General features: G+C 51.9%; 27 protein-coding genes. 15 read left to right on the plus strand and 12 right to left on the minus strand.

Annotated elements, in window-relative coordinates; all coding sequences use genetic code 11:
- Nucleotides 1-102: 102 nt before the first annotated feature.
- From ACO0LN_RS10065 to ACO0LN_RS10075, 3 genes are all read right to left on the minus strand, one after another.
- Entirely contained in the window at nt 103-537 is a 435-nt protein-coding gene (locus ACO0LN_RS10065) for an EamA family transporter (protein WP_422973296.1), read from the minus strand.
- Nucleotides 538-553: 16 nt separating this feature from the next.
- Nucleotides 554-1,111, minus strand: coding sequence for a hypothetical protein (locus ACO0LN_RS10070; protein ID WP_422973297.1), 558 nt, complete (start codon nt 1,109-1,111; stop codon nt 554-556).
- A 63-nt stretch (nt 1,112-1,174) separates the two neighbouring features.
- Nucleotides 1,175-2,185, minus strand: a complete 1,011-nt coding sequence (locus tag ACO0LN_RS10075) for an AraC family transcriptional regulator (protein ID WP_422973299.1) — start codon at nt 2,183-2,185, stop codon at nt 1,175-1,177.
- Nucleotides 2,186-2,339: 154 nt separating this feature from the next.
- On the opposite strand from ACO0LN_RS10075, the gene ACO0LN_RS10080 reads away from it, so the two are divergent.
- The 3 genes from ACO0LN_RS10080 (at nt 2,340) to ACO0LN_RS10090 (ending at nt 4,842) form a co-directional block, all read left to right on the plus strand.
- The gene (locus ACO0LN_RS10080; RefSeq protein ID WP_422973301.1) at nt 2,340-3,182 is read left to right on the plus strand and encodes an oxidoreductase; all 843 of its coding nucleotides are present in this window, start codon (nt 2,340-2,342) and stop codon (nt 3,180-3,182) included.
- Nucleotides 3,183-3,353: 171 nt separating this feature from the next.
- On the plus strand, nt 3,354-4,292 hold the full coding sequence (locus tag ACO0LN_RS10085) for a TIGR02285 family protein (protein WP_422973303.1): 939 nt from the start codon (nt 3,354-3,356) through the stop codon (nt 4,290-4,292).
- Between the two features lie 73 nt (nt 4,293-4,365).
- Entirely contained in the window at nt 4,366-4,842 is a 477-nt protein-coding gene (locus ACO0LN_RS10090; RefSeq protein WP_422973305.1) for an Lrp/AsnC family transcriptional regulator, read from the plus strand.
- Between the two features lie 7 nt (nt 4,843-4,849).
- On the opposite strand, the gene ACO0LN_RS10095 is transcribed toward ACO0LN_RS10090, so the two are convergent.
- A complete protein-coding gene (locus tag ACO0LN_RS10095) occupies nt 4,850-5,473 on the minus strand; it encodes a glutathione S-transferase family protein (protein ID WP_422973307.1) in 624 nt (207 codons plus the stop codon).
- 205 nt (nt 5,474-5,678) lie between these two features.
- Here ACO0LN_RS10095 and ACO0LN_RS10100 point away from each other — a divergent pair, with 205 nt between their 5' ends.
- From ACO0LN_RS10100 to ACO0LN_RS10110, 3 genes are all read left to right on the plus strand, one after another.
- Nucleotides 5,679-6,131 (plus strand): cache domain-containing protein, encoded by a 453-nt coding sequence (locus ACO0LN_RS10100; protein ID WP_422973309.1) that lies wholly within the window; start codon nt 5,679-5,681, stop codon nt 6,129-6,131.
- A 276-nt stretch (nt 6,132-6,407) separates the two neighbouring features.
- Complete coding sequence (locus ACO0LN_RS10105; RefSeq protein WP_422973311.1) at nt 6,408-7,184, plus strand: ATP-grasp domain-containing protein; 777 nt, start codon at nt 6,408-6,410, stop codon at nt 7,182-7,184.
- A 229-nt stretch (nt 7,185-7,413) separates the two neighbouring features.
- Nucleotides 7,414-7,854: a hypothetical protein gene (locus ACO0LN_RS10110; protein ID WP_422973313.1), complete on the plus strand. Its 441-nt coding sequence runs from the start codon at nt 7,414-7,416 to the stop codon at nt 7,852-7,854.
- A 50-nt stretch (nt 7,855-7,904) separates the two neighbouring features.
- On the opposite strand, the gene ACO0LN_RS10115 is transcribed toward ACO0LN_RS10110, so the two are convergent.
- The 4 genes from ACO0LN_RS10115 to ACO0LN_RS10130 form a co-directional block, all read right to left on the minus strand.
- A complete protein-coding gene (locus tag ACO0LN_RS10115) occupies nt 7,905-8,342 on the minus strand; it encodes an ExbD/TolR family protein (RefSeq protein ID WP_422973315.1) in 438 nt (145 codons plus the stop codon).
- Nucleotides 8,343-8,465: 123 nt separating this feature from the next.
- Nucleotides 8,466-8,984, minus strand: a complete 519-nt coding sequence (locus ACO0LN_RS10120; protein WP_422973317.1) for a hypothetical protein — start codon at nt 8,982-8,984, stop codon at nt 8,466-8,468.
- Between the two features lie 157 nt (nt 8,985-9,141).
- A complete protein-coding gene (locus tag ACO0LN_RS10125) occupies nt 9,142-9,825 on the minus strand; it encodes a DUF3106 domain-containing protein (protein WP_422973319.1) in 684 nt (227 codons plus the stop codon).
- Nucleotides 9,826-10,079: 254 nt separating this feature from the next.
- Entirely contained in the window at nt 10,080-11,003 is a 924-nt protein-coding gene (locus ACO0LN_RS10130; protein WP_422973321.1) for a LysR family transcriptional regulator, read from the minus strand.
- A gap of 99 nt (nt 11,004-11,102) precedes the next feature.
- On the opposite strand from ACO0LN_RS10130, the gene ACO0LN_RS10135 reads away from it, so the two are divergent.
- The 3 genes from ACO0LN_RS10135 to ACO0LN_RS10145 are packed head-to-tail and all read left to right on the plus strand — an operon-like array spanning nt 11,103 to nt 13,764.
- Entirely contained in the window at nt 11,103-12,083 is a 981-nt protein-coding gene (locus ACO0LN_RS10135) for a quinone oxidoreductase family protein (protein ID WP_422973323.1), read from the plus strand.
- An 11-nt stretch (nt 12,084-12,094) separates the two neighbouring features.
- Complete coding sequence (locus ACO0LN_RS10140; RefSeq protein WP_422973325.1) at nt 12,095-12,559, plus strand: RidA family protein; 465 nt, start codon at nt 12,095-12,097, stop codon at nt 12,557-12,559.
- Nucleotides 12,556-13,764: an aminotransferase class V-fold PLP-dependent enzyme gene (locus ACO0LN_RS10145; protein ID WP_422973327.1), complete on the plus strand. Its 1,209-nt coding sequence runs from the start codon at nt 12,556-12,558 to the stop codon at nt 13,762-13,764. Before ACO0LN_RS10140 ends, ACO0LN_RS10145 begins: the two co-directional genes overlap by 4 nt.
- Nucleotides 13,765-13,888: 124 nt before the next feature.
- Here ACO0LN_RS10145 and ACO0LN_RS10150 read toward each other — a convergent pair whose 3' ends face one another.
- Entirely contained in the window at nt 13,889-14,572 is a 684-nt protein-coding gene (locus tag ACO0LN_RS10150) for a hypothetical protein (protein WP_422973329.1), read from the minus strand.
- A 248-nt stretch (nt 14,573-14,820) separates the two neighbouring features.
- Here ACO0LN_RS10150 and ACO0LN_RS10155 point away from each other — a divergent pair, with 248 nt between their 5' ends.
- Both ACO0LN_RS10155 and ACO0LN_RS10160 read left to right on the plus strand, forming a co-directional pair.
- On the plus strand, nt 14,821-15,738 hold the full coding sequence (locus ACO0LN_RS10155) for a hypothetical protein (protein ID WP_422973331.1): 918 nt from the start codon (nt 14,821-14,823) through the stop codon (nt 15,736-15,738).
- 316 nt (nt 15,739-16,054) lie between these two features.
- On the plus strand, nt 16,055-16,621 hold the full coding sequence (locus tag ACO0LN_RS10160) for a hypothetical protein (protein ID WP_422973333.1): 567 nt from the start codon (nt 16,055-16,057) through the stop codon (nt 16,619-16,621).
- Nucleotides 16,622-16,641: 20 nt separating this feature from the next.
- On the opposite strand, the gene ACO0LN_RS10165 is transcribed toward ACO0LN_RS10160, so the two are convergent.
- Nucleotides 16,642-17,976 (minus strand): PLP-dependent aminotransferase family protein, encoded by a 1,335-nt coding sequence (locus tag ACO0LN_RS10165; RefSeq protein ID WP_422973335.1) that lies wholly within the window; start codon nt 17,974-17,976, stop codon nt 16,642-16,644.
- Nucleotides 17,977-18,063: 87 nt separating this feature from the next.
- On the opposite strand from ACO0LN_RS10165, the gene ACO0LN_RS10170 reads away from it, so the two are divergent.
- From ACO0LN_RS10170 to ACO0LN_RS10185, 4 genes are all read left to right on the plus strand, one after another.
- Nucleotides 18,064-18,660 carry a DJ-1/PfpI family protein gene (locus ACO0LN_RS10170; RefSeq protein WP_422973337.1) on the plus strand — a complete coding sequence of 199 codons (597 nt, stop codon included), beginning with the start codon at nt 18,064-18,066 and terminating at the stop codon, nt 18,658-18,660.
- Nucleotides 18,661-18,724: 64 nt separating this feature from the next.
- Complete coding sequence (locus tag ACO0LN_RS10175) at nt 18,725-19,018, plus strand: hypothetical protein (RefSeq protein ID WP_422973339.1); 294 nt, start codon at nt 18,725-18,727, stop codon at nt 19,016-19,018.
- A 110-nt stretch (nt 19,019-19,128) separates the two neighbouring features.
- Nucleotides 19,129-20,514, plus strand: coding sequence for an alpha/beta hydrolase family protein (locus ACO0LN_RS10180; protein ID WP_422973341.1), 1,386 nt, complete (start codon nt 19,129-19,131; stop codon nt 20,512-20,514).
- A gap of 99 nt (nt 20,515-20,613) precedes the next feature.
- Nucleotides 20,614-21,114: a tetratricopeptide repeat protein gene (locus ACO0LN_RS10185; RefSeq protein ID WP_422973343.1), complete on the plus strand. Its 501-nt coding sequence runs from the start codon at nt 20,614-20,616 to the stop codon at nt 21,112-21,114.
- A gap of 125 nt (nt 21,115-21,239) precedes the next feature.
- Here the strand turns inward: ACO0LN_RS10185 and ACO0LN_RS10190 are convergent, their stop codons facing one another.
- Both ACO0LN_RS10190 and ACO0LN_RS10195 read right to left on the minus strand, forming a co-directional pair.
- Nucleotides 21,240-21,461 carry a hypothetical protein gene (locus ACO0LN_RS10190; RefSeq protein WP_422973345.1) on the minus strand — a complete coding sequence of 74 codons (222 nt, stop codon included), beginning with the start codon at nt 21,459-21,461 and terminating at the stop codon, nt 21,240-21,242.
- A 311-nt stretch (nt 21,462-21,772) separates the two neighbouring features.
- Complete coding sequence (locus ACO0LN_RS10195) at nt 21,773-22,465, minus strand: hypothetical protein (RefSeq protein WP_422973347.1); 693 nt, start codon at nt 22,463-22,465, stop codon at nt 21,773-21,775.
- Nucleotides 22,466-22,531: the final 66 nt, after the last annotated feature.

The following is a 22,531-nucleotide window of genomic DNA, read 5'->3' on the forward strand; positions in this document are numbered from 1 at the left end:
GACGTATAGTTTGCAAATGCTAAGTGTTGGGCTGGTACCCCTTAGCCTAACGAGGCCCGGCCCACCCTACATAATCACAATTTCTGTACGAATTTTAAAAATTCACCGCTTGAACGCCAACAACAAAACCCCGCCCGCCACCATGCCTATACCTGCCCATTCCCGCAAGGATGGCCGTTCATCGAGGAACGCAAACGCAAACACCGCCACCAGCACCAGGCTGAATTTATCTACAGGCGCGACCTTGGATGCATCACCCAGCTTCAAGGCGCGGAAATAACATACCCAGGATGCGCCCGTGGCCAGGCCAGACAGCGTCAGAAACAGCCAGGTCTTGCCAGACAAGGCCAGCGGGTTGGCCCATTTACCGGCATACACCACAAACAGCGACAGCACGACGATGATGATGGCGGTACGGATCAGGGTGGCAAGGTCAGAATCTACGCCCTGTATGCCTATCTTGGCAAAAATGGCCGTCATCGCTGCAAACATCGCCGACAGGGCAGCCCAATAAAACCAGGCGTTGGATGTACTCATTGCTTGCCCCAGGTTTTCAAGTTTTTGATTGTGCCACGTCCAGCCTGTAAAAACCTGCGGCGGGATCATTTTGCACCGTCTCTACCGTAATCGTCGCATTCTCGTCACTGAATTGCACAGGCGGCAGGGTGATGCCATTGATAACGGCTTGCAGCATATAGGCTGGTCCGCTTCGTAATCTGAATGGCATAAAGCTGAGCGACTGTGTGACTTCCTGCTCGAACAGGCCATGCATCTGGATGATGAAACTGACGGCTGGTGTGCAGGTCTTGTACAACTGCATGAAGGGTGGTTCGCTGCTGCCGCTTTCCAACAGGCGCAACACATAGGACTTGTTTTCCAGGTCCTGCTCTATCTGGGCGATATACGCGGCGGTGTCGTTCAACTGCATCCTGTCTGACACATATTCCCGGTTCTGGAAGGTGGCCTTGGCAACGATAGTGCCTATGATATGGGTCGGTATTTCCAGCTTGTGGCTGCTACCTACACGTGCCCAGCGCGCGATGACCAGGTCACCTTTGTTGATGGTGAGAAACGCTTCGTAGCCAGTATTGCTGACTATGGTGATCGCCATGGGGACACTCCTTACTGAAGGTAGACAGGCTAGGGGGCGGTGTTATTTTACCTTCTATTTTGATTAAGAAAAACCAGCCCCCTCGTGCATGCGCAAGACACTGCGCATTTGCCTGACTTCTTCTAGAGGGCTGCGGCCAAACAGGCGCTTGAATTCGCGGCTGAACTGCGAGCTGCTTTCATAACCGACGGTATTCGATGCGGTATACGCATTCATGCCTGAACGTATCATCAGCAGGCGCGCCTTGTGCAGGCGCATGGCCTTGATGTACTGGATCGGCGTGGTACTCGTCACCTGTTTGAAGTGCAGGTGAAAGGCAGGCAGGCTCATGCCCGATTCACGCGCCAGGCTATCGACATCAAGCTTGTCACTGAAGCCATCGTGTATCTTGCGCAAGGCACGGGTGATTTTTTGAAAATGACTGCCCTGGCTCAGTGCCGCCCGCATTGCTGCACCCTGTTCACCCATGAGGATGCGGAAGTAGATTTCCCTTACGATGGCAGGCGCCAGTATCTTTGCTTCCAGCGGTGATGCCAGTGTCTGCAACAGGCGCAGCACGGCGGCTGCCAGGGTATCATCCACCTGGGTGGCAAACATGAAGGTGGGGGTAGTCGCTGAGCTGGCAGCCACATCGGCTTGCAACTGCTGTGCTTCCTGCACCGCCAGTGCAAGCTCTGCAGCCAGCGTCTGCTGTATGCCCAGGTGTATGCCCAGCATGGGTTGCTCGGCACTGGCTTCAGTATCCGCTTCAAAAGGCATGGGAGCAGATACCACCAGGTATTGCCGCGCATCATAGGTGTACATGGCCTCACCCAGATAGGCACGCTTGCGCCCCTGCACGATGATGCAGATGCAGGGTTCATACATCACCGGCGTGCGGCTGTAGGCGTGCTCGCTACGCATGAAATGCACATAGTCGAGTGCTGATGCAGTAAAGCCTTCTTGCTGCGCCATGGTGGCGACTATGGTGGCCAGTTGCTGATTGATGTCGTCCTTGTTTTGCATGGTTTGCTTGTATTTTGCTTGTGTCTTGCTTATGTCTTGCTTATAGATGGGCCAGAGAGGAACAGGCATTCATCATAGCAATAATCCCGGGCGCTTTGCTCGCCGAATGAAGCCAGAAATAGGATTAGGCAAGAATCAGAAAGTTTCCGGCATTTAGCTTATGACGCTGTCTGCCTATCATGGCGACATTCCGCAATGAGCGGTCATCCTTGAAAGGCAGATCATGAAACAAAAAACCTGGTTAATTACTGGTGCCACCCGTGGCATAGGCGCAGCCATCGCCAAAGCCGCACTCGATGCCGGCGACAGGGTTGTCGTCACTGGCCGCGATATCAGCAAACTGCAAAGCCAGTTCGCCAGCTATGGCGACAAGGTGCTGGCATTGACACTCGATGTCAATGATGAAGCCCAGGCACAAGCCGCCGTCAAGGCAGCCTGCGCACAGTTTGGCAGCCTGGATGTGCTGGTCAATAATGCGGGCTATGGTCAGCTGGGTCTGTTTGAAGAAATCAGCACGGCAGAGATACGCCAGCAATTCGACACCAATGTGTATGGCAGCATGAACATGGCACGTGCTGCCTTGCCGGTGATGCGCGAGCAAAGACGCGGGCATATCTTTAACCTGTCATCAATAGGCGGTATCGCCGGTTTTGAAAGCGCATCTGTCTATTGCGCCAGCAAGTTTGCCATAGAAGGTTTTTCTGAATCACTGGCGCTGGAAGTGGCACGCTTTGGCATACACATCACCATCGTTGAACCCGGCTTCTTCCGTACGGATTTCCTGGATCAGACTTCGGTGCGCTATGGCGAAAAAGCCATCGCCGACTACGCCAGCAGTGGCGTTAACAGTCGCAATACCTACGACAGCTACAACCACCAGCAAGCCGGTGACCCGGTCAAACTGGGCGCAGCTATGGTGACCATCAGCAACTTGGCAGAACCACCTTTGCGTTATGCCGCAGGTTCAGACGCGATACAGGTTGTTGCTGCCAGCCTCGAAAAACACCAGCAAGAGTTGCAGCAATGGCGGGTCTTGTCGGTATCGACAGATGGGGATTTTGCGTAACCCGGGTATCGCAGTAGGGTGCGCGGTGCGCACCGTCTTTGAAGCATGTTGATCAAAAACGGTGCGCATGACGTACCCTACAAAAGCACCCCTCCACTATCTTTGGCAAACTGACAAAATGTGACATACTGGTACGATGTTGTTGTGTAACGGTGATCAGGGAGAGGGTGGATGCAGCTTGTTCCATATCTATCAGCGCGTGCAGGAAAGTGGATCAAGGGTACCGCCCTGATCGCCAGCCTGCTTGCCAGTGGCATGATGCCGGCTGCAAATCAGGCTGCAGGTCAGGCTGCCAGCGAGATCAACTGGTATGTTTTCCCGCTGCCTCCTTTGTATATACCTGAGGGACCGGGCAAGGGTGAGGGCATTGTTGATCTGGCCCTGCAACGCCATCTCGTTCCCAATCTGCCGGGCTACCAGCACAAGTTCATCAACGTGCCACTCAAGCGTCTGGAACTCATGCTCAGGGATGAAGGCAATGCCTGCGCGCTTGGCCTGTTCAAAAATGCCGAGCGTGAAAAAACCATGGTGTTTTCCACGCCATTTTTCGCCCAGATACCGCCCGGTGCCATGATACCGCGTGCGCAGATTGCCCAACTGCGGCCTTATCTGCTCGCCGGTGATAAACTTAATTTCAGCAAGCTGCTGGAAGACGAAGTGCTGACTGTCGGTGTGCAAAGTGGCCGTAGTTACGGGGCAGCGATAGACGATTTGCTGGCAATCTACAAGGGCAAGAAGAATATCTTTTTGAACAGCGCCCCAAATGCAGCAAAAAGCCTGTTTCAGATGAATGCCCTGGGCCGCGTTAACCTCATCCTCGGCTATCCGTATGAAGCCAATTTCCTCAACAACCGCGACAGCGCTGACTTTGTCGATCTGAAATTCTATCCCCTGCAAGAGCAACCGGCTTTCCTGTCCGGCTATGCTGCCTGCTCCAAAGGCCCCTTTGGTGAACAGGTCATCGAGCAGATCAATGCCGTACTCGCCCGCCGCGACATACTCGAAGCCGTTGCCGCCTATTACGAAGGCTGGTTGCCAGAAGATGCGCACCCACTGGCGCGCCAGGTATTTGGACTTGCCTTTCCCGCCAAGCCCAGGACGAAGAAGTAAGCCTGATCACCGGGTGCTACAATCCTGCACAACAGCAGATTGTCATGCCACTTCCAGCAGACCAATATCCACCATGCAACTCGACAGATTCGACCGCCAGTTACTCAATCTCGTACAACAAGATTCCAGCCTGGCGGCTGAGCGCCTGGCTGAACAGGTGCCGCTGTCACCGTCTGCCATACAAAGACGCTTGCGCCGCATGCGTGAGCAGGGCGTCATTCTGCGGGATGCTGCAATCGTTGATCCGCTTAAAATTGGCCGCCCGAATTTCTTCATCGTCTCGCTTGAAGTTGAGCGCGAACGGCCAGAACTGCTGGCGCAACTGCGCACCTGGCTCAATGAGCACGAACATATACAGCAAGCCTTTTACGTCACCGGCGAAGTTGATTTTGTCCTCATCGTCACCGCACCCCATATGGAAGCCTTTGATGCACTGATGTCGCGCCTCATGCAAGAGAATGTCAACGTCAGGCGCTTTACGACCAATGTCAGCCTGGGTTTGGTCAAGCGCGGTTTGTCTATACCTGTACCGCTCGACGAGGCTGAATAAATACAGCTCAGTCGTGGGTTTCACCCGACAGGGGTGTCGCCAGCATGGAAGGGCGGTTGATGAATGCTTCATACCATGCCACCAGCCGGGGGCGACCATCCCTGAAACCGGGCAAGCCGCGAAATTCCAGCCAGCTCAAGGACGTTGCCACGGCAATGTGGCCGATATGGACTTGGCCATCCACATCCGTATCCAGGCCTTGTTCCAGCCAGTCGTAGCTAGCCAGCAGCTTTTGCGTCTGACCATCTCGTAGAGGAGGGTAGCGCAGTGCTTCCGGGCGACGCGAGGTTTCCCAGCGCACTGCGATGCCAGAATCTGCCATGCCCTTGGCTACCGCCTGCACCCGCAAGGCATGCCAGCGCGCCTCTCCCTCGCGCGGGATCAAGGGCCTGCCAGTGTGCAGGGTATCAAGGTATTCACAAATCACGTCAGAATCAAACAGCGGCGGCAAGCCGGGGCGCACCAACACTGGCACCTTGCCCAAAGGATTTTGCGCATACACGGCTTCATTACGGTTGGTCGGACTGGTTTCGTGGTGGATGACTTCTATCTGCCCGGCCAGACCAGCTTCGTGGGCGAATACCAATGCCTTGCGGGCATAGGGGGAATGGGTTTGGTAGAGTAGTTGCATAGTGAGAGCGTCCTGAGTTTGCATGAAAATATGACAAGCCAGCGGGATCTTCCCCTGGCTGTGCTTAAAAGACATGCTAAATCAGAGTGTCTGAATTTTCCCCGCATTTGTGGCATTGTCCATGCGGCTTTTCTGCAATATAGCTTGTCTCACCCATGCGACTTGCCTATACTGAGCCAAGACCAATACCATACAGGGAGACACCATGAAACGTTTCGCGCTGATTTTTCTGGCTTTGTTAAGTTCCATGATTTTCCCGAATGCCTACGCCGACAACCCGTCTGATGCCATCGACATGGTTGAAAAAGGTCTGGCCTATGTGAAGAAAAACAGTATTGACGCGCTCATCAAAGAGGTCAATAACAAAAACCCTGAATTTGTCAAAGGAGAAATGTATCTCGTTGTACGCAGTCTCGATGGCACCACCTTGGCCCATCCCGTCAATCCCAAGCTGATCGGCAAGAACATGATCGTCTTGCCAGATGCAGACGGCAAACTCTTCCGCAAGGAAATCGTCGAAGGCGCAAAAGCCAAGGGCAAAGGCTGGGTCGATTACCGCTACAATAATCCCGTCACCAAACAACTGGAAAATAAATCCACCTACTATGTACGCAGCGGCGACTACACGCTGGAAGCAGGGATTTATAAGGGCAATTGATGCAGTTGGGATGCATCGCGTAGGTGCGATTAGCAAAGCGTAATCGCACGTTTTCAATCGCTGAATTACGCTGATACGTAAGGCGTATTGCAATGCTCGCATGCACGCGGCGTGTACGGCACCGATATCTCTCCCTCGTTTGCAATGCCCTCATGCGGCGCATTACTATGCGCCCTACGGTCACAGCCAGTCTGATATCTCTTCTTTGATTCAATCATCTGCAGTGACAGGCTGAAATTGCGCAAGCAATCATCTATACAAGCATAAAAATAAAACATGCAACTCCTCTATCCATGCGATCCCTTTGACAAGAACCAGCCTGATGAAGCCTATGCAGAAGAATTCCATGCGGCCAAAGCGGCAGGCCTGACTTGTTTCCTGTTTTCGGCAGAAGACTTTGAGTCCGGTGACTTCAGGCCCAGACCAGCAATCCAGTTTTCCGGGAATATACTATACAGGGGCTGGATGCTGACACCAGAGCGCTACGCCCAACTGGAACAGGCAATTGCAGCAAAAAATGCTGCTTTGCTCACTACTGCCCATCAATACAGGCAATGTCATTATCTGCCAGCATGGTATGAGGCTTGCCGCGACGTGACACCGGGCACCATCTTCCTGACGCGCGATGACGACTTTGACGCGGCACTGGCAAGCACAGGCTGGCAAGCGTATTTCGTCAAGGACTATGTGAAGTCCCTGACTACGAGCAGAGGATCGGTAGCACGCAATGCAGACGAGGTGCGCGAAATCGTCAGTCTGATAGAACGCTACCGCGGTCAGATTGAAGGCGGCATCTGCGTACGTGAGTTTGAAGAACTATTGCCTGAAACAGAAGAACGCTACTTTGTATTGGGTGGCCATGTCTATGCGCGTGATGATGTGGTGCCCGATATCGTGTTGGATATTGCACGGCGAATAGACAGCCCGTTTTTTTCCATCGATATCGTTTTGAATAGTCACGGTGTAGCGAGGTTGATGGAACTCGGCGACGGTCAGGTTTCTGATCGCAAGAAATGGGATGCGGCAAAGTTTGTGGGAATTTTTGAAGCCTAGTCTCACAGTGAGTTGCCTGCAGGCGCGCTACACGGCACAGATATTTCCCCCGGCGTGCAATGCTCTCATGCGGCGCATTACAATGCGCCCTACGGTCACGGCATTAATGCGATAGACTTTTACTTCATTTGCGTGCACTTGTTAAAGCTAGTAAGATCGGCATCGCAATTATGGCTGGCACGGCTACGCCGGGTTGATACTGTGCGTAAATTTCACTGGAGTGTAGAGGATGTTTTATGGTACCAAATTCTTTGGGCAGGTTGAGTCTGTTGATCGTCACTTGCATATAGCGACACGTTTCCATCATTTTTCTTTGATACCTCTGGTTTATCAGGGCAGCTATATTGTGATCGACAATACGCATGCCCTGCGTATTCCCATCAACTTCAAATCTATCGCCTTTGCATATTTGAGGTTGTTGATAGGTGCTGTGATTATTGTGTCGATTTTATCTATGTTGATTATATTGTCCGGCAGCCCAATCGAACGCGATGCATGGTGGTTTGTCGCTGCCTGCACAGGCGTGATAGCCCTGTCTTTTACCGCTGCCTATTACAGCTTTAAATTTGGAAAGGCGAACCCAGAAAAAAGGGCGCAGATGATCGCATTCATAGAAAAGAACAAAGAAAACGTCGTCAAACTGGGGCCGATGCGGGTACATGCTTATTGACTGGGATATGACTGTAGAGTGCAGAGCATTTTACAATGCACTCTGTGGTTCTACGATGTCGTCCTGAACTCACTCATCACCAGACGTATGCTGTCTATTCCGCTGCGCCGTATTCTATTGGTAACCGATACCAGGCTCGCGTGGCTGGTCATGAAGCTTGGTTTCAAATATACCGCTGGTGGCAACGTTTCAGTCTTGTTTATCTGCGACAAGCGGGTTTGCATTTCCTCAAGAGATACTACGTGCCCGTCCAACAATATGCTGTCATCAAAATTTATCGCAATTTGTGTCACAGATATTTCCATCATGCCATCGCAGCTAACATTTGCCAGGCTTGACAGTTTCCATAGCAACATATCCCGCTGCCTTGGTAGGCCAATGATCATTACCATCATCAGCACCAGAATAACGCCGATCAAGGGCGTCATATTCATGCCCAATAGATGATCACTGTCTTCGTCTGGTTTGGCTGAAGTGGAAAAAAACATGATGGCATCCTGCTGGCGGTGTGATGCCTTAGCATTGCATTAATCTGTTGAGGATGCAAGTAGCATGTTCCTGATTTACAGGCATGGCAAAACACCAGTTGCCATGATGCGGGAAAAATACCCTCAATCCTCTTCCAGCTTCACTCTGCGTGTCGTAATCGTGAAATAATTCTCTTCGTCTTTTGCACGTACATCAAATGAGTATTTGAAGTCGATGATGATGTCAGGCATGTCTTGAAAAGGCTCAAAGGCAGTCAATTTTCCTTTGAGTTCTTCAATTTCTGTTGCTCTGCCAAAAAAGTTAGTGCTCCCCGTTACGCATGACAATGCTCTGGTGACATTGGCAGCCATGAACTCGCCCGAACTGTTTTTGCTCAACCAGTTACAAAATGCTCTACCTTTGTCGTCTGCTCTGTCGCCTGCTCTGTCCTGCTTGCATACTCTTTGATAAGAGAGAATATCGACATGGCGGACAAAGAAAGTAATGCTGCGGCTCTGATCGATTTTCAAATCTGTTGAAAATGCTTTTAACTGTTCGCAAAAAGCCGGGGCCGTCTGGTTGTCGGCGTTGGCGTTAATGCTTGCGAATGCGCACAAGAGCAAGGCTATGTATAGTTTTCTTGGTTTGCTTGAAAATTTCATATTGCCTGCTGATAGATATCTTTGATGCTGATGTGAAGTCGGTACGGTAAGGCTGAGATGGGTGCCGTCAAGTGCCTTATGAAGCAGGCACTTATAAAAATACCCCGGAATGAGATGGACTCAAGCCGGGGCATTTTTAGCGTGTTTGCTTTTGAGCTTACTTCGCTACCGGCAAATCACCATGGCTGGCGGGAGAAGCTGTTACCTCCAGGTCAGCAGACTGGCTGGCAGAGGCTGAGCTTTGCTCGGTGGCTGATGCCGCGACGTTTTCTGTACTGGCTGCCGTAATCGTATCGGCCAGGGTTTTGGGGGCTGGCACGGGGGCGAGCTGGAGAGGTACACCGCTGGCCAGCAGTTGTTTTTTCTCTGCTGGCAATTGCTGGTACAGCTCCCATTGCCTGGTTTTTTGGGCAGTCTCGATTTTCTTGGCCTGTGCGTAGTTCAGGCGGGCGATCTGTTTTTGTTCTGGGCTCAGTTGCGCCCACAGTTCCATGCGTTTTTGTATGCGTTTTTGTTCTTCAGGTTTCATGCCCGGGTAGCGGTCGGCAATGGTGATCCACTTTGCCTTGTTCTTGTCGTCAAGCTTACCCCATTGGCTTAGCAAGGGCGACAGGGTTTTTTGCTGGGCTGCGCTTAATTGTGACCATTCTGCTTTACCGACCAGGCGCGAGGCTGGCCTGGCATTGCCTGCGGCCATTTTAGCGTCATTGCTGGCCTGCAGGCCAGCGACAGCAGCCTGCCTTGTTTCATGGATATTAAAAAACAGCAAGCCGGCCAATGCTGTTATGCCTGCTAAAGCGCTCAGGCTGGCCAAGTCTATGGTTTTGTTCACTGGTTTCATGACGCTACTCTCGAATTGATCGAATCAGGATTACTGCAACAGGCCCTGAGATTGCGTTTGTAAAATCTCGCTTGTACCAATATGAGACCATATTGCAGAGATGAAGTTTCCTCCATTGTAAGCTTCATTTGGATTTTCGTCAGCGTCACCGGGCGTCGCGTTGAGCGCTGGCTGCTTGTTTCACGCATTCATCTGTCAATTAAAGCAATCAGTTCCATCACAGTGATAGCTTTGTGGGCACACTCGGATACTTATCATCCCTGTCCGACATGATGCATGCTGTCGAATTTGTCCATTTCCATCTGCCACAGCCTGGCTTGCTCACGCAACCAGGTGGTAAAGGCCAGCACCTCGGGCAGTGCCGCACTGTCTTCGCGCAAGACCAGCAGATTGTCGCGAGAGGTAGGGCAGATGGTAGTGTTAGCCAGTACCAGGGTGCCAGCCTGCAGGCGGCGCCATGCTATCGACAGGCGGCCCAGGGCGATGCCCTGGCTGTGCTGGGCAGCTTCCAGCAGGACATCGGCATCGTTATAGGCCTGGCCTTGCAGGCTGAAGTCCTCAGGCAGGCCAGCGGCAGCCAGCCAGTGGACAGGGTCCAGTGACAGGTGTTGCAGCAGCATCGATGCGGGCCACAGGCGTGCATCTGTACCCAGCCTGCTCTTGAGTTCTGGCGATGTCACTGCCAATAAGCGGTCTGTGAACAGCGTCTCGCAAATCTGGTCTGTACTTTGCCTGGCGCCGTGGCGTATCGCCACCATGGCCACGCGCGGGGCAGGGCGCGCCAGTGCGTAGTCGGTATCAATGATCAGGCGTATATGCGGGTGGGCCGCACTGAAGCTGGCCAGGCGTGGCAGCAGCCATTCTTTGGCGATGGATGCCAGGGTGGAGATATGCAGGGTCTTAGTTGCTGCATCTGCCGGTGGGTAAATCGCCTGGTGCAGGGCAGACAAGGGGCCAGCCAGGCGAGTCAGCAGGGCTGCGCCGTCATCGGTCAGGCTGACTTTGGGGCCGTGACGCTTGAACAGGGTCAGGCTGCTCCAGTCTTCGAGCTGGCGTATCTGGCGGCTGATGGCACCCGGCGTCAGGCTCAGTTCATCGGCTGCCTTGCTAAAACTGCCCAGGCGCGAAGCTGCCTCAAAGGCTTGCAGCGTGAACAGGGGTGGCAGTTTTCCTTGCATATTGAATTTTCCTCACTTTCATATTGCGAAAGTATCGTTTTTTTACCTGTCTATGTTACGACAATAATGGCGACATCGACATTTGACGGGGAAAAGAGTATGCAGGCTATCATCGTGAAACAGTTTGGCGGGCCAGGGCAATTGCAATTGCAGGATGTGCCAGCACCCACATCCACTGATGAGGTCATCGTCAATGCCGCCTGGGCAGGTATCAATTTTGTCGATATCTACCAGCGTGAAGGCCGCTATCCCGGCGTTAAACAGCCCTGGCCCATGGGTATAGAGGGCACAGGCATAGTCGCTACTGCACCGGCGGGCAGCGGCTGGCACGCGGGCGACAGGGTAGCCTATACCACAGGCGTGCAAGGCACTTATGCCAGCCAGGTGGCCGTGCCTACCGCGCACCTGATACGCATACCCGCTGCTGTCAGCCTGCGTGATGCCTGCGCCGCCATAGAACACGGCCTGACTGCCATCATGCTGACCGACAATGTCGCTCGCCTGCCAGCCTCCGGGTCGGTATTGGTACATGCTGCCGCTGGCGGTGTTGGCGGCTGGCTGGTGCAATTGCTGGTGGCACGCTGCCTGACGGTATTTGGTACGGCATCGTCCGCCAGCAAGGCTGACTGGTTGCGCAGCGTCGGTGCCCAGCCGGTGACGTATGAAGATGGCAAAGACTGGCTTGCCCACATCCGCGATAGAACCCAGGGGCGTGGTGTCGATGTAGTGTTTGATTCCGTCGGTAAAAGTACTTTCACCCATAGCCTGGATGTCGTCGCCCCTTGCGGCCACGTCGTTTTATTTGGTGCCGCCAGCGGCCAGCCTGATCCTGTCGATGTCCTGCAACTCATGCGTAAGAGCATCACCCTGACACGACCGGTCTTACCGCATTACCTGACGACTCCGGTGGTCTTGCAGGCACATGCCAGCAAGGTGTTTGATTATCTTTCCAATGGCACGGTCAAGTTGCGCATCCATGCCGAATATGCGCTGGCAGAAGTCGCACAAGCCCATGCAGCATTGGCAGAACGCGGTACGCAAGGCAAGCTTTTGTTAGCAATTAATCCCACTCTCGTTTAGGAAATACCATCATGACTACGATCGCAAAAAAACTGCAAGAACTCGGCCACACTTTACCGCCCGTCAAAGCACCGGCGGCCAATTATTTGAGCTACACCCTGCAAGGCAATCTGCTCATCATCGCCGGGCAGATAGGCAATCCAGGTACAGCCAAAGACGGCGTGCTGGGTGCCGGCGGCTCGGTAGAGGCAGCACACAAAGAAGCACAAATGGCAGCGTTGCGCCTGCTGGCCGTCATTGATGCAGTCACCGGTGGTGACATAGAGCGCATAGCACAGGTGCAGCGCCTGGGTGTATTCGTCGCCGCCAGCCATGACTTTGATGGCCATAGCGCCGTTGCCAATGGGGCTTCTGATCTCTTCGTTGCTGTCCTCGGAGAGCGAGGCCGCCATGCCCGCACGGCAATAGGCGTCTCCAGCCTGCCAACGGGTGCAGCGGTAGAAGTCGATGCGATAGTCACTTTGGTGGAAGCATGATCAAGCCCGTGATTAACAGCGTGATCAGTGTTGAACAACTGGCGCAATTGCGTATGCAGACACCCGGCCTGGATCAAGGCACGCACCTGAATCATGCTGGTGCCTCGCTATTGCCACGGGCTGCCCTGCAAGCCATACACGCCCACCTTGATCTCGAAGCGCAGGTCGGCCCCATGGAGGCTGCCCTGCTGGTGGCTGACAGGCTGCAAAGCTTGCGTGAAGATGCCGCCGCACTGATCAATGCCAGCAGCGATGAAATCGCCCTCATGAGCTCTGGCTCCAGTGCCTTTGGCAGCGTATTTGCCGCCATGCCACAATTAAGACCGGGCGACAGAATACTGACAGGGAGACAGGAGTGGGGCGGCAACCTTGCTAATTACCAGCGTGCCGCACAGCGCGCGGGTGCGACGGTAGAGACTATCCCCAGCCAAGCAGATGGTAGTGTCGATGCAAATGCCCTGGCACAAATGATCGACAAACATGTACGCCTGATTTCACTTACCTGGCTACCCGCCAATGGTGGCCTTATCAATGACGCCGTTGCTGTTGGCCGTGTCGCCGCCGCGGCTGGCGTGCCTTATATCATCGACGCCGGGCAAGCCCTGGGGCAAATACCGGTTGATGTCAAAGCCCTGCAATGCGATGTATTAAAAAGCGCAGGCCGCAAACACTTGCGCGGGCCACGCGGTACCGCCTTGCTGTATGTGCGCAAATCATTTCTCGACAAGCTGGAACCCGCCTGGGTCGATGTCTCATCTGCCCCCATCGCGGCAAATGAAACCCATCTGCGCAATGACGCCCGCCGCTTTGAAACCAGCGAAGCCGCAGTCGCCCTGCAATTGGGTCTGGCAGAATCAGTCAGGCTGGCACTGAACACGGGCGTCGCCCAGCTGGGCGCTGTCAGCGCCGCGTTGGCAGCAACTTGCCGCCAACGTCTGGCGACCATCCCGGCCATCTGCCTGCATGACCAGGGGGACGGCGCACGATCCGGCATAGTCTCGTTCAACTTGCAGGGGCATGATGCGATGAGCCTGAAAAACAAACTCGCCCGGCAACGCATTTACATAGGTGCAAACGGCGTACCCTATACCCCGCTCGACATGCAGGCGCGTGTCTTGCACAGCATCGCGCGGGCATCGTTTTCTTATTTGAATACAGAGGATGATGTGGAGATATTGGCGCGGGCTTTGGAGGCAATGATTTGATTTGCAGGGTGCGCCGTGCGCACCGCCTGCTAACTTATTCAAACTTCACGGAGCGGTGCGCATGGCGCACACTACTGGGGATAAGCATGCTCTCCATCGTAGCCTTGACGTATGTTCTGCTAATTCAGATTTTTTCTACAGGTTTGGGACGCAATACAGACTTATAACGCCTTTCACGTTCCAATGATCCAGCCCATCCGCAAGAATGCTGGTGATAACTGACAAAAAAGAACATCAAAGACTGGAAATCCGGATTGCTTGTGTCGTTGATTTCGTAAGAAATATCTTCTGCTAACTTTTCTTGTGTATCAAAGTCCAGGTAGGTTATGGCATATCGCGTAAGTTGATGCGGCAGTTCTTGATGCTCCCTGCGAAAACCGTATCTGAAAGTACGCTTGTCTAACGTTGATTCTTCCGCACTGCCTAGTTTTTTTACATGAAATTTTTTTCCCTTGTCCTGATATTCAATCTGTGGGTAAATACCCAGAAAAAGTTTATTGATATCACCGTACCGGCCTGTATTGTCATCTTCCAGATAAACGCCTTCAACATCGACCGCTTGTTTATATACTTTCCAGCCACAATCTTGGGTAAATGCGTCTATCTGATGTTGTTTAACGATATCAGAGTAGTTGAAAGCTAACCAAGCCGTAAGGATAAGCACGAATACACTGAGTTTATGAATGACAGAACGACGACGGGCGCTTTGTGCGCTGAATTTGCGATCTACTACCCATCCGCAGATTAGATATAGTAAAACTGCACCGGCAAGGCAAATCAATAAGCCGGCGAAAGCAATTATTCCCATTAGTTACTACTTTCTCGCCTTGATAATCCGGGATTTTTAGAAATTAAAATCACTGTAAGCCTTGTTTTAATGCGAAAACCAAACCACTGCGACACCGCTGGCAGGACTTTTGATCATAAAGTTGATGCCTGTATTAATCTAATTTTTGTCTGGCTTTATATTACATTTTTGCGTGAGGATATCACCAATCGGCTTGTCGATTAAAAAAATGCCATAATCCTCAGCTTACTTCTTAATAGGAATGACAGATGCAGCGCTGGCGACACGCAGGTGACAGAAAAAATTTTGGCGACTGGCTGGTCCTCACCATAGATATACAGATGAATGAGGCAGGACTGCAAGCAGCCTGCGAGCAATTGATTGCTGCTACATCTGACATGGAAAAATTTCTTGACCTTGGCAATGGAGAACAATCAAATGATTACAAGATCATTTTCAGGCATGGCGACACCATCGTCCATGAACGTGCCTTCTTCCATGAAGCGGTAAAGTTTGCTGCCCTGAGATCATTGATCTCGCAATATGTGAGCAATGTCAATCATGAGAGCAACACCTGGCAGGACGAATACCACCCCAGGGGCAGTTATGCCATTGCAGAACTGGTGCTGGCCGATCAAAACTATATACCGCAATTCGCCAGGCTCCTGTTCAACTGGGATATGGGTCATGAGACTTATCATTACAGGCTCATTGACAAGCTTTTTGAAAAATATGGCTATACAGAACAGACACTGTTTTTGCTGGCAGCGCGTGTTTGCGCCGATGGCCAGCATAGCGGTGAGAATGTCTTGCGTGCCATTTACCGTCATGGCTTCAAGCGGCAAATCCTGCTTGAGGATTTTGTCAGCGTTGCACTGGCGATCTTGCCTGATCCTGAATCTGCCTGGCAATTACGCGAATTCGCCCGTATCTACGCAGGTGAGGACAAAGCGCAATATGCGCAGGTCACAGAAATTTTCCTGAACGCCTTGCGCAAGGATAAAAGGTTTGCGGCGGTGATGGGTGAAGTGCAGGACAGTTTCGCTGAAGACTATGACGAGCACCGGTTGATGGAAGTCGCAGGTTTTCTTGCCGACGAAACCCTCGGCGACTGGAACGAAGGGCTGGATGATGCATTGGTAGAGAGCACGGATTTGAGCAAGTTGCTTCCTTTGGATGCAGCTTAGGCTTGGTTAGCCCTGCATGCTACAAGCGTAATTCATGCCGTGATGTAGGGCGCATTGCAATGCGCCCTACGGTTCGCAGCTTTTCTACGTCCCCGTATAAACGGAGAAAATAAGGCGGTTCAGCAGGGTGCTCCATGCGCACCGGCCTTTGTCATCAATAAACCCGGCGCGCACGGCGTCCCCAACAAGGAAATTGCCTCTGTTGCCCACATGTTCGACCTGACTAATTGACAAAACTCCCGCCCATATGGTTTCATCTGCAATCCTGTCTCTTGCGAGGCAAAGAGAAAACATACAAAAAATCCGGGGCGACACCATGGGACTATTCGACTTTTTCAAAAGCAAGCCACCCGCACGCATTTCGCTGGAGCAATTGTCTTATAACATCGCCTACCAGATATTGCCGCATTATGTCTTTCGCCAAGCCGCGCAATTGTTTGATATTGTCGAAAAAGCCGACGAAAATTCCCACTACCTGTTTTACCACCTTGGTTGCAAAGCGCAGGAAATACCCAGCTTGCAGGAAGAGGCCACGCAATACCGCTGGCATCAGTGTGAACTTGATGCCAGCCATACTCTGCTGGTGCTGGCTTATCCCCAGGCCACGCCGGTTGACCTGACGGGCAAGTCGCTGGAAGAGGTCAAGCAAAGCGCAGGCACCTGGGTGCTGGCACCGCATTTCTCGGGCATCGTGCGTAACAAGTCCAGCCAGCATATCCGTTACTATGTATTGGGCCAGACCTCCATGGGTGGCGGCACGGTCTTGCGCGAGATTGATGACATGGGGACAAATGCCAATCTGGGTGCCGGGCCACAACCTGCGCTGGATACCTTCGTTGAGCTCATGCGGCAGCGGCTTGGTCAGCAGGCCAGCATCCCCTGATCATTTATGATCATTCCTGATCAATACACATACCGCGCCAACACCTGCCTGAACTTCTCCAGCGCCACTTTGAGTACATCCATCTCCACCGAGCCCAGTGCCAGACGCAAGGCATGCGGTACCTGTTCTGTGGTCGCAAAGGGTTCCGCCGTTGAGACGGCAATTTGCTCACGTTCCAGTGCCATGGCTATCTGATCTGCGCGCAGCTCTGCTGGCAGCGGCAGCCAGATAAAATACGATGCCGGATGGCTGATGTAATCAAATCCATTCAGTATTTTTCCAGCCAGTGCCTGCCGGGATTTTGCATCGGCACGCTTTTCTTTTTCAAGGCGGGCTACCGTGCCATCGCCCAGCCAGTTGCACACAAGGCTGGTCATCAGTGCAGGTGTGTTCCAGGTCGTGGCCCGTATTGCGCGTTCAATCGCGTGCAGGTGTTGCGTGGGTGCGGCAACATAACCCACCCTGAGCCCGGTAGAAATATTCTTGGAAAATCCTGATATATACACCGTCAGCTCAGGTGCCAGTGCCGCCAGTGGTGCAGGTGGCCTGGTCGCCAGAAATGCATAGGCAGCATCTTCCATGATCAGCAAGCCATGTTTGCGGGCGATGCGCACCAGCTCTTGCCGCCATGCCAGACCCATGACCAGTCCCAGGGGGTTATGCATGGTGGGCATGGTATATACCGCCCGCACTTTGCGTTGCCTGCATAGTTTTTCCAGCGCGTTCAGGTCGGGGCCGTCTTTGCCCATTGCAATCGGTAGCAATTCGAGATGCTGTGCTTGTGCAACAACTTTGAAACCAGGATAAGTCAGCGCATCCACAGCGACCACGTCACCGGGTTGCAGCAAGGCCATGGCGGTCACTGCCAGCCCATGTTGTGCACCGCTGACGATGGCTACCTGCTCAGCCCCGACATCAAGGCCACGACTCGCAAGATGACGGGCCATGGCGGCACGCTCATGTTGTCTGCCACCATGCGGCTGGTAACGCAGCAGTGCATCTATATCACCTGAAGATGCCAGCTGGCGCAAGGCGGCGCGCAATAATTCTGCCTGGCCCAGCAGGGATGGATAATTAAAATTCAGGTCAGTCATCCCCGTCGCGGTCGCATGCTGGTCTATACCCATGCCGGGTGACAGCGTAGTTTCCCGCACAAAGGTACCACGCCCGGTTTCACCACTGACCAGACCCATGGTTTCGAGTTCTGCATACACGCGGCTGGCCGTGACCAGCGCCAGGCCATGTGTTGCAGCAAGTTTGCGGTGCGTGGGCAGACGTGTGCCTGGTGCCAGGCGGCCAGAACGTATCTCACTAGACAGGGTATCGACGAGTTGTTTATAGCGGCTCAGCGGCATACTAAAGCGTATCCATGACAATTATTTGATTGTATTGTTTTGCCAGCTTATTATGCCTCATCGTCATTGCAAACCCAAAGAGAGATTATGCATATCGCCATCCTGACATTTGAAGGTTTTAATGAACTTGATTCCCTGATCGCTCTGGGTATTTTGAACCGCATCAAGACGCCAGGCTGGCGCGTGTCCATCGCCAGCCCCGCAGCGCAGGTGCGTTCCATGAATGGCGTCTTGCTGGAGTCGCAAATATCCCTGCAGGAAGCAAATGCAGCAGATGCCGTCATCATCGGCAGTGGCATGCGCACCCGTGAAGTGGTGGAAGATGCCACCCTGATGGCGCAATTGCAACTTGATCCAGCCCGGCAAATCCTGGGCGCACAATGTTCAGGCACGTTGGTGCTGGCCAAACTGGGTTTGCTGGGCAGCGTGCCAGCCTGCACTGACCTTACCACCAAACCCTGGGTGCAGGCAGCAGGTGTTGAAGTCTTGAACCAACCCTTCGTCGCCAAAGACAATGTCGCCACTGCCGGTGGCTGCCTGGCCTCACAATACCTGGCTGCCTGGGTCATTGCCCGCCTGGCAGGAACAGAAGCCGCAGAAAGCGCTATTCACTATGTTGCCCCGGTCGGTGAGAAAGAAGACTATGTAGAGCGCACCATGCGCAATATCACTCCGTATTTGTGACACCGGCGACAGGTTCAGGATAATATGCGTGTTCCCGATTTCCACTGTTACAGTCCACCAGTATATGAACGAACACCTTGCTTATTTCAAGGAACTTGTAGAACCTCTGATCCCCGCTTCCTATGTCCTGACCTGGACTGAATATCTGGAAGGGGATTTTGGTGATTTGAAAAGACTGGAATTTTCATCATCCTCCAAAATCGGCGCGATCGATTTCTGGTCCAAAGACTGGCTGGCGATTGACGTCGTTGATCTTGATGCGGAGGATCAGGTCTTGAATGTGCTTTATTCACCCGATCAGATGCATGAAATCCCGGCAGGCTTTGCGCGGCTGCTGGAGATTTTGTCGGCGTCCTAAGGCATTGTTTGTAGGTACGATTAGAAAAGCGAAACTGCCCGCCGGGCTGAAAATGTATGTATGTCAAACCTGCCCCCGCGCTTGCAACAACCTCTTAGAAAGAATACCAGATGAAAAAGCTTCTCATCACTTGCGGCACGCTGTTCGCCTTGTCAGCCAGTCTGCCTGCATTCGCGGAAGACCCCGTGGGAGATTGGACAGGTTCAATAGAAGGCATGATTCGTCTGAATATTTTCTTCACTAAGACACCATCAGGCCAACACGAAGTCAATATCATCAGTCCTGACGACGACAAGGAAACCATTAAAGCCGACAAAGTAGAAGCTGGAGAAAATTTCATGCGTTTTAGCATTGCGAAGTACAACGCCAACTACGAAGCAAAATGGGACGAGACGCAGAAAGCATGGCTCGGTACATGGACACAAGGGCAGTCACTCAAACTTAAGCTTACGCGTTTAGACGCCGAAGCCTTAGCTGCACAAACACAAAGGCGCCCGCAGGAAGAAGCAATAGCAAAAAGCCCGCGCAACTATTCGAGTAAAGATGTGAGTTTTCAAAATGCAAAAGTCAAGATAAGTTTGGCGGGCACACTGACACTACCGCAAGGAAAAGGTCCATTTCCCGCAGTCGTTTTGGTGCATGGATCAGGTCCCAATGATAGAGATGAGACAATTAAAGACCATAAATTTTTTCTGGTGTTGGCAGATCATTTAAGCACACAAGGGATCGCGGTGCTGCGCTACGATAAACGCGGCATCGCAGCATCGACAGGCGATTACAAGAGTGCTACGACCTTTGACTTTGCCGACGATGCCCAGGCAGCAGTCGATTATCTGCGCACCCACTCTGAAATCAACCAGGACAAACTGGGAGTGATAGGCCATTCCGAGGGTGGTCTGATCGCGCCCATGCTGGCAGCAAACAATCCCAAACTGAAATTTATTGTTTTGATGGCAGGTCCTGGCGTACGCACCGATGCTGTACTACTGGAACAGAGTCGACTAACTTTACTTGCCAATGGTGAGAGCCAAGCCGAAGTCGAGAAAGCTCAGAAAGTATTTCGTGAAGCCTATTCCATTATGAATTCAGGTGCAGACGACAAGACGATCAGCGAGCGACTGAAAGCATATTTCGACCAAGCGGAAAAAAACGGCGATCTGGACAAGGGCGCAGGAGCAAAACAATTAAGCAGATTGGAAAGGCCCTGGTTTAGAGCATTTATCAAATACGACCCCGCACCGACCCTGGCGAAAGTGAAGCAAGCAACACTGGTTTTGAATGGCGAATTGGATCTGCAAGTTCCCGCTAAAATGAATCTCGATGGCATTCGTGCCAATATGAAAGCAAACAAAAACGTCGTGATCAAAGAACTGCCTAAACTAAACCATCTGTTCCAAACCGCGACCACCGGTTCATCGGCTGAATACGGAAAAATCGACGAAACTTTGTCACCTACAGCCTTAGAAGCTATGTCTGGTTGGATCTTGCAGCAATAAATTTAACCCGTGTAGGTACAATTAACAAAGCGTAATCGTACTCATGACTTTATGATGACTATTGATATTTTTATGTCTCTACGTGTCATCTAAATTGAATTGAAAGAAAATGCGATGATTAAGGCGGACGAGAATTCATCTCAAAGTTTATTTGACCAGGCCAACGATGCATGGGACCGCGGAGAAAACGAAAAAGCTTTTGAATTGCTACATTTAGCGGCCAATCAGGGCGAAATTTATGCCTATAACACTATTGGCTATTTTCTGGACGAAGGTGTCGGCGTGCCTCAAAATAAGGATATGGCATTACTCTGGTATAAAAAGGCTGCAAAAAATAAGGACATCTGCGCTTTTATGAATATCGGTGTCTTGTATCGTAATCTGGGCAATTTAAAGCGTGCTTCTTATTGGTTTTTAAAAGCTCTACATAACGGCGATGGTGACGCTGCAATTGCTTTGGCAAAAATTTTCATTCATAAAGGAACAAAGCAAAGTAGAGCCCAAGCAGTTAAATATTTGAATATGTCCCTTGAATCAGACAATGTCATGTCTGATACGCATGATGAGGCACGCAGAATTTTGAAGCAAATCAATTCGTAGGTTCGAATGGCGTCGCGTAATCGTACACATGTAGCGCAAGGAAATGACAGAAACCCAGACTATATCCTGAGTTTCTGTCCGATGACTGCCTGCAGTTATGCTGAACTTATACCGCTAACATTCGCTTATTCAACGACCTGCATCCAGCGTCTTTCCTGCACGGTACGTTCTTTGAAATACTTGCGCGGATTGCCGCACATATGGCAACTGCAGGTTGTTGGTGTATGCAAGACCATACCCAGGCGCAAGACACTGAGCTTTTCTTCCCAGCTATAAAAATAATACTGACGTTTCTTTTTCAGACGCGCAGCATGGTGCCTGCGCAAAGCACGAGAGAGATCTTTCATGATAGTTCCTCATTACCCCGGGCGGCCCGATTGCCGCCTTGTGTGGCATGAAGAACTTTTTGTTGTACTGGTTCATGATGGACTTTCTATATTTGAAATATCAATATCGCGTATTTGCGGATACTCCAGATTTTTGCAAGAGGCTATATGATGCTTTATTAGAGAAGATAGCGTGCTGCATACCGCCAGCTTACGGTGTATTGCATATGTTCTGCATTTGCTATGTAGGTGGCGACGTTCGCAATTGGGTAGATGCGTCATGCGCCCTATTCATTGATAGTAAATCGGTGCGCGTGGTGCGCCCCACAAATCTATGTAGCCTGGAGACTGTCAATGCAATGTAAGCTCAGTGCATCCAGATACAAGGCCAACTCTTGCGGGGCTTCGTGCATGATGAGCAGGTAGGGATGGATTGAAGTTTTCTTCTTGAACAGCATGGTGACATGTTGTCCGCTGAAGTACCAGCCTTCCAGTGTTTTGCTCCAGGCCAGCCGGGTGACGTTGGTGTTGATGCGGTAACAAGAGACGACATCATCACGAAACTGATATTCTGCAGTGAATGGCAAGACTTTTTTTGGGGACTTGAGTATTTTGGCTGCACTAAGATTGGCAATCCGGCGCCAGTAGGGCAGGATGATTTTTTCCTGTGTTTTCAGGAACCTGTCGGTATCCCAGGTGCAGAAAAAGGCGACAGAAAAAAGGAAGAAGAGTAGCAGATCAACCCTGATGCCGTGCATCGTCGAACCATCCAGGGAAATCAATACCACCGAGAGACAGAGCCCAATGGCGCTGACATATTTCGCCAGCCTTGCGCGAAATAATTGTATGGTGTCTGTAAAAATCCGCTTGCGGCAAACAAGCAGGCGGTCATACACCAGGCTGCGCAGTTCTGCTTCAAGAGCCGCAAAAAAGTCCGCTTGTACCTGTGTTTGCAAATCTAAACGCTGTTTGCATGTATAAGTCGCGACGGGTATCTGGTGTATGGAATCTGTACTTTCGGTCATATAGGGGGAATATCTGTTTTGGCCTGCCTGGGCTGGTACAGTCCACTATTGTATGCTGCCAGTCTA

Origin of the sequence: Undibacterium sp. TC9W (assembly GCF_049339865.1) — a bacterium.
Classification (GTDB): Bacteria; Pseudomonadota; Gammaproteobacteria; order Burkholderiales; family Burkholderiaceae_D; genus Undibacterium.